The organism is Tolypothrix sp. FACHB-123, from assembly GCF_014697075.1.
In the GTDB taxonomy this organism is placed as follows: Bacteria; Cyanobacteriota; Cyanobacteriia; order Cyanobacteriales; family Nostocaceae; genus Aulosira.
In genome coordinates this window covers 1-13,985 of record NZ_JACJRE010000024.1, presented here as the reverse complement: position 1 = coordinate 13,985, position 13,985 = coordinate 1, and the positions used below count along the sequence as shown (strand labels likewise).

The window sequence follows — 13,985 nt, the reverse complement described above, 5'->3', positions numbered from 1 at the left end:
TCAGCTTTTCATGAATAAGAAATTATTAAGCTTACTTTGATAAGCTTGTCGAGATTTTTGATTGTCAATAGAAAAAGAAACAAAATAACCACAAATAAAGGCTGACAATCCTTTGCTGTAGGCGCTAAGGGAGATTTTTACTATAGGAAAAATTACGAGAGCGCCTAGATGAGTCAGTAACACCATACAGGGACTCTCGCATGAATATTAATCAATCCGAATCAATTGTAGAGATGAAACCACTATCACCGCCTTACTTTCTCTTCGGAACAAATGCGGATCAAAGTAGTAGTGAGCAGTTTCTACTGAGCATATACGATTCTGGGCAAGCATCGATTTTTGTAGTAGATGTTCTCGAAGATGGGGATTTTCGCTATGTGGCGCTAAACCCAACTCATGAACGCTGGATCGGAATTCGCTCGGATGAACTTAAAGGGAAAAAACCAGAGGATATTCTCTCACCTGCGGATGCGGCTAAGGTACGCCAGCGTTATAGTGACTGCGTGCGGTTTGGTAAAACTATTTCCTATGAACAATGCTTGCAATTTCAAGGAGTTAAAACTTGGTGGAGTACGACTTTAACGCCCTTACGAGATGAGAACTCCAGGATTTACCGTTTAATTGGCACTAGTAGTAATATTACGCCGACAAAGCAGGTAGAACGCAGCGATCGCTTACAGCAGCAAAGAGCAAAATTGGTAGAAGCGATCACCCAAAGAATTGGTCAAGCTGAAGATTTAGAGACAATTCTCTCACAGATAGTTAAAGAAGGGCGGAATTTATTAGATAGCGATCGCGTTTTAATTTACCGCTTCATAGCTGATGGCAATGATGCGATCGTTGCTGAAGCCACTATAGCGGCTAGCGGCCCTTTGTTGAATCAAAATATCAGCGATCCTTGCTTTAGTAGCAAAAATCGCGATCGCTATCAACGAGGAGGGATTCAAGTAATTGAAGATATCTACGCAGCTGGGTTACATCCTTGTCAAATTGACTTTCTCGCCTCGTTGCAAGTTCGGGCGAATTTAGTTGTGCCAATTTTATCCCAGCAGCAGTTATGGGGGCTATTGATTGCCCAGCATTGCCATAAACCACATCAATGGCAAGATTCAGAAATTGACTTACTTAAGCATCTCGCAAATCAAATTGGTATTGCAACCCAGCAAATAGAACTTCAGCAGCAAGTACAGCAACTTAAAGCTGAAATGGAATTGCAAAGGCATAACTATACAGCCCAATTGCAGAAAATCCAAGCATTTCAAGGATTGACGCGACAGATTACAGAAAAAATCCGCAACGATGTAGATATCAGCCAGATACTAGAAATAGCAGTTTGGGAATTAGCCAAATTATTACAAAGCGATCGCTGTCATCTTGAACTTTACGATCCTGACTGCACCACAGCAACCATAGTCTATGAATACAGCAATAGCCCACCATTCTGTGCAGGATCAACGAAATCAGTTGCAGACTTCCCCGGAGTTTATCAAAAACTCCTGCAAAAACAACCTCTGCATTCTGTAGAAATTTTACCTGGATGGCAACCCCAAATCCGGCTAATTACGCAGATAGCTTACCCGATATTTGATGCTCAAAGAATGATTGGTAATCTTTGGGTGATTCGCGCCACACAACAACCATTTGATGAATGGGAACAGGAAATAGTGGCGCAAATCGCCAATGAATGTGCGATCGCTCTGCGTCAATCACGGTTGAATGAAACTATCCAAACCCAGGCGCAAGAATTAAATAAAAGCGATCGCCGCAAAAGCGAATTTCTCCGCACCCTAGCTCAAGAATTGCGCACACCCATCACCAGCATTAGCCTTGCAGCCCAAACCCTAGAAAGTGTCCTCACAACCGAGAAATTAGCCGATAAAGATATAGTTTCCCAATTATTGCAGATTCTCCATAGTGAATGTGGCAGAGGTAGCAAATTAATTAAAGACTTACTGACACTCACCCAAACCCAAACCCCACTTGATCGTCATACCCTTATCCCCATCGATTTACAAACCTGGCTACATCCAATTATTGAATCCTTTCGCGAAGTTACAGCCTGTCAGCGTCAGCATTTAAAACTGGATATTCAAACAGCACTCCCACCTTTAGAAACAGAGATCACCGAATTAGAGCGCATCGTCACCGAAATTTTAAGCCATGTCTGCAAATACACACCAGCAGGTGAGACAATTACCGTATCTGCATACTTGATAGCAGATATGATGCAGATTAGCTTCCACAATTCCGGGTTAGAAATATCTGCCAAACAACAGGCAAAAATTTTTCAGCCATTTTATCACCTTGCCCAAAACGATTCTTGGAAACATAGCGGAACTGGTCTAGAACTAGCATTAGTCGAGAAAATGGTGCAACATTTAGGCGGTGCAATTCAAGTAGAAAGCGTAGCCGGAGGAACTAGCTTTATCGTGAAATTCCCGATAGCCAAAAAATTGCTCTGATTTAGGACTAGTAAAGCCGCTAGCGATTTGCTATAATCACTTTTTGTATGGGTGACTAGCTCAACGGTAGAGCATCGGACTCTTAATCCGCTGGTTCTGAGTTCGAATCTCAGGTCACCCATCTCCTGAAAGTTTTGAAATTACTTGAATAGCAATAGAAGTTTTGCGAATTAAAGTTTGAGATGAGGAAATGCGATCGCATTCTGCAAATTGACAAGCTGTAGTCACTCAAATCACGACATTCATCGAGAACATGACGATGTTGGTTATGAACATGACGACATTCGTTACCAACGTGACGACGTTCGTTATCAAAGCGATCGCATTCATTACCAACGTGACGACGTTCGTTATCAAAGCGATCGCATTCGTTATCAACGTGACGACGTTCGTTATCAAAGCGATCGCATTCATTACCAACGTGACGACGTTCGTTATCAAAGCGATCGCATTCGTTATCAACGTGACGACGTTCGTTATCAAAGCGATCGCATTCATTACCAACGTGACGACGTTCGTTATCAAAGCGATCGCATTCGTTATCAACGTGACGACGTTCGTTATCAAAGCGATCGCATTCGTTACCAACATGACGACGTTCGTTATCAAAGCGATCACATTCGTTCTTATTGTTAATTACCGAGTTTTCAATAATTTACTCAGGATTAACGATACAACCAACGTTTGTCGCTACTGGTAGTTCTAAAGTATCGCCCAGCTTGTAACCGTCATGGTAGGCAGCGAGTAAGACTTGGCTAGTTTTACCCCAAGATATCGCGCCTGTTGCATCCAGTGCGATCGCGCCAAAATCCCGTTGATTGTCATGAGCTTCTGCAAATGAGCGCTGCATCGCCTCTTGCAACGACATCCCATCAGTTACGCGCACAACTATCTTGGCGGCTAGACATTCATCAATAATATCTTCCCCAATCCCAGTACAGCTTACAGCCGCTTTGGTAGTTGCATAATTACCCGCAGGCATAGCCGAATCACTAACTCTGCCAATCCGCTCAAAACCCTTACCGCCCGTAGAAGTACCAGCAGATAATCTACCATAGGTATCTAAAGCTACTACACCTATAGTGCCACGTCCAGCATTACTGCTTTCCACAAGTTCTGGTTCTGCTATCACCCCAGCCATTGTGCTTTTAAAATTATCCTGCCGTTCCTGTATCCATTCTTGTAACCGCAAATCAGTTAAAGCGTTATAGCTAGGAATTTGTAACTCCCGCGCCAGTTCTGCTGAACCGTAATCTGACAGTACTCTGTCTGGAGATGTTTGTAAAAATTGTGCCAACTGGATTGGATTTTTTACCCGTGAGACATTAATGACACCACTGAAGCGTCCTAATGTTCCATCCATCAGGGAAGCACTCATGCGAATTTGCCCATCAGATTGCAGTACCGAACCAGTACCAGCATTAAAGCGGGGGTTATCTTCCAACAATTGGCAGCCTAGCACCACAGCTTCAGAAGCATTTGCTCCAGAAGCTAGCAGAGAATACACTTCCTCTACCACTTGATAAAGCGCTTGGCGCACCGCCTCCACTCCACCTTTTCCGTGTAGTGAACTACCAGCCCCTCCATGAATAATTAATTTTGGCTGCACCTGTAACTTCATATATTGTTTGCGCTATTTGCGTCTGTGTGGTGTTAGTTTGAGTTAGTTTCATTTTTAACCTCGGAACGCCGACGGCGGCAACGTTCTGAGCAGTATTTGACTTCGTCCCAGCAATCTTGCCATTTCTTGCGCCAGGTAAAGGGACGTTCACATACCAGACAGATTTTTGTAGGCAAGTCAGATTTAGAACGTGTACGCCCCATATCAATACTGTGTAAATTAGAGAAAAAATGCGAGAGCAATGGAAAAATATTATAACTAAATTGTTACAACCGGAGGATACTTTTAGCAAATAAATGTGGGGTGACTCCCCCTATAGGGTTATTTCTGCCCATTCTAATGGAGGATTCAGGCAGATTTGGGGCTATTGAGACTCTCTAGCAATTGTCAAAAGCCTTATATAGATAGATTTTGGCTGTATTTTCAGCGATTTAGACCGAGACAAATCTCAGTAAGTCTAGGGATTTGCTACTAGTAAAAAGTCTGCAAATTTGTGGGTTATACCCCTCACAAATCAAGTCAAAATATGATGTTGTTTTAATAACTTATTCATAGAGAGTATTTACGCAAAAATTACCGAATTACGTCATTACGAGCGTAGCGACGTAATCGCCTGATATTCTGGGATTGCTTCCCTACACTTCGTTCCGGTCGCAATGACAAATTTTGCTTGCGTAAGTCCTGTTCAGTGATTTGCTAACGGCAATAATAAACGGCTGACTATGCGACTATCTTCTAATTGATAGAAATGCAATTCTCCTTTCATTTGGCGGCTGAAATTTTGGCAGATTAGTAAATGTAAACCAGGTGGTCGATCTAGGCTAGACACAGCCAGCACATCCTTGGGTTGGGTTTGATTGAGTTCTGCTAGTAGCTGTGATTCTATCTCCCCGTTGTCTGTGATGGAAATATCTAACATTCCTGCTTCTAAACGGCGACACCAAATATCAACTCTGCCGCCTGATGGAGAACGGTGACAAGCTGCAAGCAATAATTCATGAAGCACCATTTCTATTTTGGCAATATCACCAGCGATCGCCATTGCAGATTGATTGGCTAAGGCTTGAGTAATATTGAGATCCGCAGCAGTTTTAATCGAGTCTTGATTTGCATCTGACGATGCTAAACCATGTACGCCAATCCACAACTTATTTTGTTTGAGTAAATTGTCTAATCGGGCGATCGCTCTTTTCAACAAACTGGCTATGGGTACAGTTTCCCATTTCATTTGTAATTCCCATTGCTCATTTTTGAGCAATTCGGCGATCGCCGCTGTTGTCTGTTCTAATTGCCGTAATAGTGGCTGAGTACGTGTATCTTTGACTTCTTGAGCATTAATCCCCAAATCATTGATTTGCGATATTAATGGTGTTGTTGCTCTATAAATTTCTTCGAGATAACGGTGCTTGTACCAATTGAGCTGGCGTAAGTCTTGGGTTGTAGACTCTAGAAGTTGTGTAATGTCCTGTTGACGCTGTAACCATGCTAGTTGAAAAACCAGCGTTTCTGCGGCATTCAGGCTTTGTTCTGACCAATAACGCTGTCTATGGTCTGCTAGTATTACCACACTTTTAGGTTGGCAAGCCGTAGAAGTACGTAATACTATCACTAAAATTTGACCAATATCATAACCATACAACCAATTTCTGGTTGGTGGTGGTAAATCATCTATAGTCAAGCTTAAGTAGCTATCTTGGCTCAATGCCCATTGAATCAGAACTTCAGTGTGGATAGAAATAGATGTATTGACAACAACCTCGAATCCCTCATTGGTAAATACTCCAGGTATAATTTTTGCTTGATACTCACCAGGTGACCAAGAGAGCATGATTGCCAAAGGACAATTGACAACAGATGCAATTTGTTGCAGTGCCGTGCGTTCTAAATGATATTCTTCTGTCTGTGTGATTGGACTCTGGCTTTGTCCCAGAATATGCAAGCATTGTTGAAAACTTTGTAAAATTGTTTTTTGCTGCTCGTTATTGTCTTGTAGCTGCCACTGACGGACAATTACACCCACTTGTTGACTCACAATCCACAGCAATTCCTTTTCTAAAGTCGTCCAGGAACGGTACTTTTCATCAGCAATGACGACAAGGGCTGTAGGTGAATTACCTTGAGAGCAGTTGCAAACCAACAAGGAATGCACGCCATGTTCGCTCAGAAATGGACGCCAATTAAAAAATCGCAGATCGTCATCTAAATTTTCAATTTCTACAGCTTCTGTAGCACGTTGCAACAGCTGTCTATCCAAATCTTTCAGAGCATTGAGGGTAAATGTCAATGGTCTGCGATGCTGAATTTGGCTTTGGTGGAGGATTTGATAGTGATTTTGATCGGGATCGTAGCGCAACAATAAAAAGCGGGTAGTAGCTAGTCGCTCTAACACTCGCTGCGCACAGATGTGTAGTACTTGTTGCAAGTCATGCTGGCTATAAATAGCTTGAGCAACTTGACTAGTTAACTGAGCATCAGCTTGAATTTGGCTGATGGTACCTTCCATGTTTTCCGTAGGCGCAGCCAAAGAAATCAATCCCGCAGCGCTTTGAATAAAATTTTTGTCTGCATCAGTCCAAATGCGTGGTTGATGACCTTCTACTGCGACAAAACCCAGCAAGTCCTTTTGACAGATAATAGGAGCTGCTAAAAGCGATCGCACTCGCAGGCGTTGTAGTAGTTTGCCTGTAACATGGGTGTTGAGAGAACTACGCGATTCCCCAATCCAGACAATTTGATTGACTGCTAAAGCATAATAAAATTCTGTTAAGTCCTGGGCGGAAATTCCTAATGCAGGTTGAGATGGAGGCGCATTGCGTCCTGGGTTGACAAGCTGATTGCTCGCCCGACACCAAAAAGAGCGTCCTTCACGTTGAAACCAGTAAATATTTGTTCGCGAAGGCGCAACAAATTGATGAATGGCTTCGACAACTGTTTCTAATTTTTCCTCAAAATTAGTTAGGGAGCGTAAATTCTCTAGCAATTGCAACAAAGGCTCCTCAATCCGCTTGGTTTGCTTTTGTTGCAGATCTATCTCATGTTGATAAAGTATTGCTCCTAATTCTGCTAAGACTATTAAAAGTCTGGCCTTAGCATCTCCACCCAATAAATAGCCCCAGTTTTGGGAACCGAGTAATACCAAACCCAAACAGCAGTCTCGATAGCGAATTGGTAAAATTACCGTTCCTTGGATTTGAAATTTTTTGGCTACATCTTTTAATGTCTCAGCGCGGTGTTCAACTCTTAAATCTGCTAGCCCCAGCGGACGCTGTTCAATCACGACTTGTTCTAATAAATCTCCAGGACTAAGAACTAACCGCTGATATAAAAAATTAGTTTCTTTATTAGGCGTGATGCCACCTTTACCGAATAATGTATGATTTAGGCGATCATAAAGAGCAACCCAAATTAGCTGGTAATCAAATTGCTCTCTAATATAAGCAATAGTAGTTTCAATTAAAACTTCAACATTATCCTCTTCCCTGAGTTTCTGAAGGACACGCCCCAAGGAAAGTATCTGTTTTTCAGCAGCTGTAGGTTTTTCTGGCGGCCCCATCTGATTATTAGTCAACATACTTGTAATATATAAGATGCCCAGAAATGCACCATGATACTAAATTGCAGTTAAAAATAACATCTAAAAATGGGGATATAGGGAAAGTTTACCTGGAAAATATTGTTGACTGTTGACTGTTGACTGTGGACAAATGACTAAAGACCAATGTCTAATGCCCTAACTCCAATTGACATGGATATTTATCAATTAGCAATTAGACCACTTTTGTTTAATCTGCTTAAAGCAGATCCAGAGTGGTTACACCACAAGACAATTAACACTCTTGGTTGGCTATCCCAAACAAGCGATCGCCCCCCTGCTAGCTGGGTGAAACACTTCCTTGAGCAGTCATTATGTTTATATGACCCCCGTTTAGAACAAAATCTATTTGGTCTAAACTTTCCCAATCCTTTAGGTTTAGCAGCTGGGTTTGACAAGGATGGTCTTGCTACCCAGCTTTGGTCAAGTTTTGGTTTTGGTTTTACTGAATTAGGAACGGTAACATTTGTTCCCCAACCAGGCAATCCTCGTCCTCGATTGTTTCGCTTACCTTTAGACCAAGCTGTCCTCAATCGCATGGGCTTTAATAATAGCGGTGCAGCAGCAATGGCGGCAAGATTAGCACAAGGGAAACAAGAATTAAATCAGCGCATACCTATCGGTATAAATTTAGGTAAATCTAAGGTTACCCCCCTCGAAGATGCTGCAAACGATTACCTCAATAGTTTTCGTTTACTTCAGGATTTGGGAGACTATTTTGTAGTCAATGTTTCTTCCCCGAATACGCCAGGGTTGCGATCGCTCCAAGATGCAGCCATGCTCGGCTCTATTTTGGATTTATTGCAACAAGACAATAAAACACGAAAGCCGATTTTTGTCAAGATAGCACCCGATTTAGAATGGGAAGCGATCGCGGATATTATTACTTTGGCTCATACCTATCAAATTGCCGGGTTAATTGCCACTAACACGACTATTCGCCGCGATTTGCTGAAAACTCAAATTATTGCTAAAACTGGCAAGCCTGTACAAGAAGAAGCTGGTGGAATTAGCGGCGCACCATTACGCGATCGCTCAACCGAAGTAATTCGTTTTATTTGGCAGCAAACCCAAGGGCAATTGCCCATTATTGGCGTTGGTGGTATCTTTTCCGCAGCCGATGCTTGGGAAAAAATTACTGCTGGTGCTAGCCTGATTCAGGTTTACACAGGCTGGATTTACGAAGGCCCGATGATGGTACGCCGCATTCTCACAGGTTTACTTTCTAAGTTAGAAGAAAGCGGATTAACTTCTATTAATGCTGCTGTCGGTTTAGCAGCAAAAGCTAAAAATTGACAAAATGACGCAGTGATGATTTTTGCAAGTTTGAGTTGGGATTTATTCCGCAACTCAAACTCACGCATTCCAGAAATGGGCTAATTTAAATCCCATCGGAAAAACTCCTCACTGTGGGCTGATTGTTGATATTTTTTCCTTGGCAAAAGTAAGACAATTAAAGTTGCTAATTTTAACTTTTATCTTCTTCTTCCAAAGGGAAAAACTCTTTATTTCTCCGAGAAAATGACCAAGCAATACCATCAGGATCGCGGCTGCGACTCCATTCCGGAAAATCAGGATCGTTGCGCCGTTTATATACAGTACTGGAATAAACATTTAATCTCTTAGCCAGTTCTGATTGAATCAGAGAGCCAAAAACTAACTGTTTTTCCAAAGGTACTGTAACAGCTTCATGAGTTACCGGGGGTAACAATTCAGCTTCAGTTTCTGCTGCTGCTTTTTCGGCTTCTTCGGCTTCAGGCTGCGTCTGTGGTAGCGTTGGTGCTAGCAATACAGGCGCAGTTTGGACAAATGATTTAGCCGTAAGTTCTTTAACTGGCTCACTACTTTCGAGTATGCTTCCCAAAATGGTGGCATTAATAAAGTAATAAACCAGATTGCCATCTTCCAAATTCTGAATACTCGCACCAAATTCGCTGGCTTTCGTATCTAGGTAACGTTTGGCGACTGTTCCCGAAAAATTACCCTTAATTGCCAAGTCCATCGGTGTGACTTTACCTTGATTGTCCAAAACTAGACGATTGAAAATTGGATTAACTTGCGCACACCAATTTTGCCATTGACGCCATTGCCAAAGATTGAAGCCCGTTAGCAAGAAAATCAAAGCTAGTAAAAATTTCCAAGTAGTTACCAGGAAAATAATCAAAAACGAGATGGGCAAAAGCAGAACGAGAAAAGCCTTCCCGCTGCCTTCTAATGTCTTTTCACTCATGCTCATTGCTGCCAAGTGAATTGTGAAAAAAGAAATAACTATTATCTTGGCAAAAATTGTGACATTTTTTTGTATATTTTGGCAAACTCACGGCAAATTTGTTGGAAAAATATAACATCAATAATTTTTATACACTGTAAACCAACTGAACAATTGACAAAATATCTAGGCTGTAGTGACGTTAAATCAATATTTTTGCCAAAAAAAGTATTTTTTGCCATTAGCAATTATTGGCAAAAATAGATACTACAGTGTTTATCTATACTTCGCAGGGCAAAAGCAATCCTAGAGAGAGAATTATCTTTAGCTGAGATTTCGAGAAATGGTATGAAAACTGCTGTATTTGTAACTTGCTGGTTTGTTTAAACAATAAATTACAAAATTAGCGTCCGAGATACTTGACACTCGATACTACATGTATTACATTAATAATACAAGGCGACATTCCCAAAGGAGTAAGCTTTTAACTGTTAACCGTAGCGGATAGCTCAAATACCAGAGCGCCCACCTTGCCCGTCAGGGCCGACATATCGAGGGTTATCGCAAATTACTTAACAACAAAAATCCTTGATTTTAGTTCTGGAGGTGTAGGTGAAAATCCTGCTCCGCTACAATCAAACCTAATTTTTTAAATTTTGAATTTTTATGTGGTGGGTAGCCAAGTGGTAAGGCGCTTATCCTTATTCACCTTTTGCCTGCAAAGGCCGACGAATTGAGGGTTATCGATTTAGGTTCGAGCGATCGCGGGTTCGATTCCCGCTCCACCACCAACAATCTAATTTTGAATTCTTGCATGGATGGGTAGCTCAATTTGGTAGAGCGTTGAATGGGTTAACACCCATAGTCCTTGGTTCACAACCTTGCCTGAAAAGGCCGACGATTCGAGGGTTATCGTCAATTCAAAAGTTGCAGGTTCAATTCCTGCCCCATCCGCCAAAATTTAATTTTGAATCATCCGACAAACTTAGTACAAGTTCTGAATTTTTATATGGATGGGTAGCTCAATCTGGTAGAGCATTGGATGGGTTAACACCCATAGTCCTTGGTTCACAACCTTGCCTGAAAAGGCCGACGATTCGAGGGTTATCGCAACTTCAAAGGTTGTAGGTTCAAATCCTGCCTCATCCACCAAAATTTAAAATCCAAAATCCAAAATTCTGTATGTGGCAGGTAGCTCAGTGGTAGAGCGCCTAAAACATCCTTGTTCACCCCTTGCCTGTAAAGGCCGAAGAATGAGGGTTATCGCCTTCCAAGCGGGATGTCGCAGGTTCGAGTCCTGCCCTGCCACCTTTCATTTTTGCCCGCAAGGGCCGGGAGATGAAGTCATGAATTATAATTTTTTTACTAAAAAGAAAACTAATACACCGCAAACTCAGCCTATCCCCGGAAGGGAAGCAGAGATGATTCAAGGACGTTCCGGCGGCTATATGTTTGATGCGGGTATTTGGAAAATGCTGCGCCGTTGTCTATTGATTGGTACGGCAAAAAGCACTTACTACGCCGGAAAGCAGCAATTAACAGAAGATTTTGTTGCCGTTATCAAACAAGCTGTGGCGGAAAATCCAGGGCGGGTTGCTGAGGAAATTCTCTATGCTAGCGATGGACGCGCCATCAACAACAGTGCGCCAATATTAGCATTAGTGCTGCTATCGATGGGTGAAACACCAGAAGCTAAAAAGGCGTTTGGTGAGATATTTGGGCAAGTTGTACGTACAGGTAGCCACTTCTACGAATGGCTGAACTACACTAAATCTCTGCGCGGATTTGGTAAGGTAGTGCGTGAAGCTGGGAAAACTTGGCTATCTCGTGATGATATTAAAGGTTTGGCTTATCAATTGTTGAAATATCAACAGCGTCAAGGCTTTTCTCATCGAGATGCATTGCGGTTATTCCATGTCAAACCACCTACAGAAAATCACCGCCAATTATATAAGTGGGTTGTCAAAGGTTGGGAAGATTTACCAGCCGATATTCCCTCCGAAGCGTTGGCGCAGATTTGGTGGTATGAGTGGCTCAAGCGCAATCCTAGCGAAACTCATACAGCGATCGCCCAAGGCCGTCTAACTCACGAAATGGCTGCCCCTGTAGGTAAAATGGATCAGCAAGCTTGGCAGTTACTTTTCCAAGAAATGCCTATTGGCGCAATGCTGCGTAACCTTGGTTCCTTGACAGAATTAGGTGTATTACGCGCTGATGAAAGTGCTAATATTTTGCGAGTAGAAAGCGTTCTCAACAAGCAAGAACATCTGCGTAAAGGTCGTATCCATCCGATAGATGTTTTAAAAGCTTTGAAAACTTATCAATCTGGTGGGAAATTAGGACGCAGCCAGAAAACATGGGAACCAGTTCCTCGGATTGTAGATATTTTAGAAAAGGCGCTAGAACTATCTTTTGATGTTGTACAGCCCACAGGTAAAGTTTTTATGCACGCTGTGGATGTATCTGGCTCTATGTCTTGGGGTGTGGTTGATTCAGTTGGCTTAAGCTGTTGTGAAATTGCCACTACAATGGCGCTAGTCACAGCCAAAGCTGAGAAAAACTACATGATTCGCGGCTTTGCAACGGAATTTAGAGAATTAGGTATCACTGCCAAAGATACTTTTAGTTCTGCAATAAAAAAAGCTAGCAATCAAAACTTTGGTGGTACAGATGCTTCTGTAGCTTACGATTGGATGATTCAAAATAAGTTCAAAGCCGATGTCATTTGCTTTTGGACAGATAACGAGTCATGGGCTGGTTATAAGCATCCTAGTCAAGCCTTGGCGCAGTACCGCGAGAAGGTGAATCCCAATGCTAAGGCAGTGTATGTCACTTTGGCACCTTACAACATTACCTTAGTAGATCCAAAAGATCCCCTATCTTGGGATTTAGCTGGATTCGATCCAGGAACGCCTCGCATTATCCAGATGCTAGCTACTGGTGAAGTTTAAAATGGGGCATGGGGTATTGGACATTGGGCATGGGGCATTGGACATTGGGTATGGGGCATTGATTAAATATCTCTTTTGCTCCCTCTGCTTCCTCTGCTTCTTGTGCTTCCTGTGCTCCTGTATCCGCGTTCATCTTTGAGAATTTATACTACATGGCGGGTTATCCTAGTTCGCAACTTGCCTTTTAGGACGAAGAACTTAGGGTTATCGGTTGTATCTCCACCATTGTGGGGATAGCGGGTTCAATCCCCGCACCCGCCTTTAAAAGATTCATAACTGCTAATAAAGGCTTATATAGGTTGAATATTGCATTGAGCAACAAATATTTCACCTGGTAGATGCCTAATGTTGTGGTAGCTTGTTGTTAGATTCCCAAGAGGCAGTTAGATAATAGCTGTCTCTTGGGAGTTCCTCCGTAATTGATGCAGGCAACTAAGGAGGCACATGTTAACAATGACAAGTAACGCCGACAATTCACATCTTCAAGAAGATACAAAAGACTTTCAATCTCTAGACGGCTTGCGAGTTTTATTAGTAGATGATAATGAAGATAGCTTGATTCTCACTACTTTTATCCTAGAAAATATTGGCTTGGAAGTAAAAACAGCAATGTCGGTGTCCCAAGCTTTGGAAACAATTAAACAATCAAAATTTGATATTTTAATTTCTGATATTGCCATGCCAGAAATGGATGGTTATTCTCTAATTCGCCAAATTAGAGAAGGTGGTATTTATGAACAAAAAGAGATCCCAGCTATAGCTTTAACTGCTCTTAGTTCTGACGAAAGTCGCAGCATAGCTCTGGCTTCTGGTTTTCAAAGTTATGTAAGTAAGCCTGTAGAGCCAACGATTTTATTAACAGAAATTAAGCATTTGATAAATAAAAATAAAATTGCGCCTCAATCATATCAATAAAAATCCAGAAAGCGATCGCCTAATGCCATTTTAGATTTTGGATTTTAGATTTTGGATTGGAAATTCTTGCCTAGATATAGGTTCTGTCAATTCATCTGTCGCAATTATGGTTTGAATTAGTCTAATTTTATAGCTAAACCTCGTCCATTTTGAGAACTGGAGTTTCCCAAGAAAATATATTACTGTAAATAAATGGGTGTAGTGGAGAATGAAGCAGGGATGCTCAAAGTAGAAT

At 41.9% G+C, this 13,985-nt stretch carries 10 protein-coding genes and 5 tRNA genes; 10 read left to right on the top strand and 5 right to left on the bottom strand.

Features of this window, described 5'->3' with window-relative positions:
- Nucleotides 1–200 precede the first annotated feature (200 nt).
- The 3 genes from H6G41_RS17040 (at nt 201) to H6G41_RS17030 (ending at nt 3,098) form a co-directional block, all read left to right on the top strand.
- Nucleotides 201–2,462: a GAF domain-containing protein gene (locus tag H6G41_RS17040; RefSeq protein WP_190747374.1), complete on the top strand. Its 2,262-nt coding sequence runs from the start codon at nt 201–203 to the stop codon at nt 2,460–2,462.
- A gap of 49 nt (nt 2,463–2,511) precedes the next feature.
- Nucleotides 2,512–2,583, top strand: a tRNA-Lys gene (locus H6G41_RS17035).
- A gap of 89 nt (nt 2,584–2,672) precedes the next feature.
- Complete coding sequence (locus H6G41_RS17030; RefSeq protein ID WP_190747373.1) at nt 2,673–3,098, top strand: hypothetical protein; 426 nt, start codon at nt 2,673–2,675, stop codon at nt 3,096–3,098.
- A gap of 19 nt (nt 3,099–3,117) precedes the next feature.
- On the opposite strand, the gene H6G41_RS17025 is transcribed toward H6G41_RS17030, so the two are convergent.
- The 3 genes from H6G41_RS17025 to H6G41_RS17015 form a co-directional block, all read right to left on the bottom strand.
- On the bottom strand, nt 3,118–4,083 hold the full coding sequence (locus tag H6G41_RS17025) for an isoaspartyl peptidase/L-asparaginase (RefSeq protein WP_190747372.1): 966 nt from the start codon (nt 4,081–4,083) through the stop codon (nt 3,118–3,120).
- Nucleotides 4,084–4,115: 32 nt separating this feature from the next.
- A complete protein-coding gene (locus H6G41_RS17020) occupies nt 4,116–4,286 on the bottom strand; it encodes a DUF2256 domain-containing protein (protein ID WP_190747371.1) in 171 nt (56 codons plus the stop codon).
- A 482-nt stretch (nt 4,287–4,768) separates the two neighbouring features.
- Nucleotides 4,769–7,654, bottom strand: coding sequence for a GAF domain-containing protein (locus H6G41_RS17015; protein WP_242037954.1), 2,886 nt, complete (start codon nt 7,652–7,654; stop codon nt 4,769–4,771).
- Nucleotides 7,655–7,828: 174 nt separating this feature from the next.
- Between H6G41_RS17015 and H6G41_RS17010 the strand changes: the two genes are divergently transcribed.
- Nucleotides 7,829–8,971, top strand: a complete 1,143-nt coding sequence (locus H6G41_RS17010; RefSeq protein WP_190747434.1) for a quinone-dependent dihydroorotate dehydrogenase — start codon at nt 7,829–7,831, stop codon at nt 8,969–8,971.
- 172 nt (nt 8,972–9,143) lie between these two features.
- Here H6G41_RS17010 and H6G41_RS17005 read toward each other — a convergent pair whose 3' ends face one another.
- On the bottom strand, nt 9,144–9,905 hold the full coding sequence (locus H6G41_RS17005) for a hypothetical protein (RefSeq protein ID WP_190747370.1): 762 nt from the start codon (nt 9,903–9,905) through the stop codon (nt 9,144–9,146).
- 648 nt (nt 9,906–10,553) lie between these two features.
- On the opposite strand from H6G41_RS17005, the gene H6G41_RS17000 reads away from it, so the two are divergent.
- The 5 genes from H6G41_RS17000 to H6G41_RS16980 all read left to right on the top strand — a co-directional run bounded on the left by H6G41_RS17000 (nt 10,554) and on the right by H6G41_RS16980 (nt 12,835).
- Nucleotides 10,554–10,673, top strand: a tRNA-OTHER gene (locus H6G41_RS17000).
- A 27-nt stretch (nt 10,674–10,700) separates the two neighbouring features.
- A tRNA-OTHER gene (locus H6G41_RS16995) sits at nt 10,701–10,841 on the top strand.
- 54 nt (nt 10,842–10,895) lie between these two features.
- Nucleotides 10,896–11,036 (top strand) — tRNA-OTHER (locus tag H6G41_RS16990).
- Between the two features lie 33 nt (nt 11,037–11,069).
- Nucleotides 11,070–11,193 (top strand) — tRNA-OTHER (locus tag H6G41_RS16985).
- Nucleotides 11,194–11,230: 37 nt separating this feature from the next.
- Complete coding sequence (locus tag H6G41_RS16980; protein WP_190747369.1) at nt 11,231–12,835, top strand: TROVE domain-containing protein; 1,605 nt, start codon at nt 11,231–11,233, stop codon at nt 12,833–12,835.
- Here H6G41_RS16980 and H6G41_RS16975 read toward each other — a convergent pair.
- Nucleotides 12,819–12,968 carry a hypothetical protein gene (locus H6G41_RS16975; protein WP_190747368.1) on the bottom strand — a complete coding sequence of 50 codons (150 nt, stop codon included), beginning with the start codon at nt 12,966–12,968 and terminating at the stop codon, nt 12,819–12,821. The two genes, H6G41_RS16980 and H6G41_RS16975, sit on opposite strands and share 17 nt — an antisense overlap.
- Nucleotides 12,969–13,288: 320 nt before the next feature.
- Here H6G41_RS16975 and H6G41_RS16970 point away from each other — a divergent pair, with 320 nt between their 5' ends.
- Nucleotides 13,289–13,750, top strand: coding sequence for a response regulator (locus H6G41_RS16970; protein ID WP_190747367.1), 462 nt, complete (start codon nt 13,289–13,291; stop codon nt 13,748–13,750).
- Nucleotides 13,751–13,985: the final 235 nt, after the last annotated feature.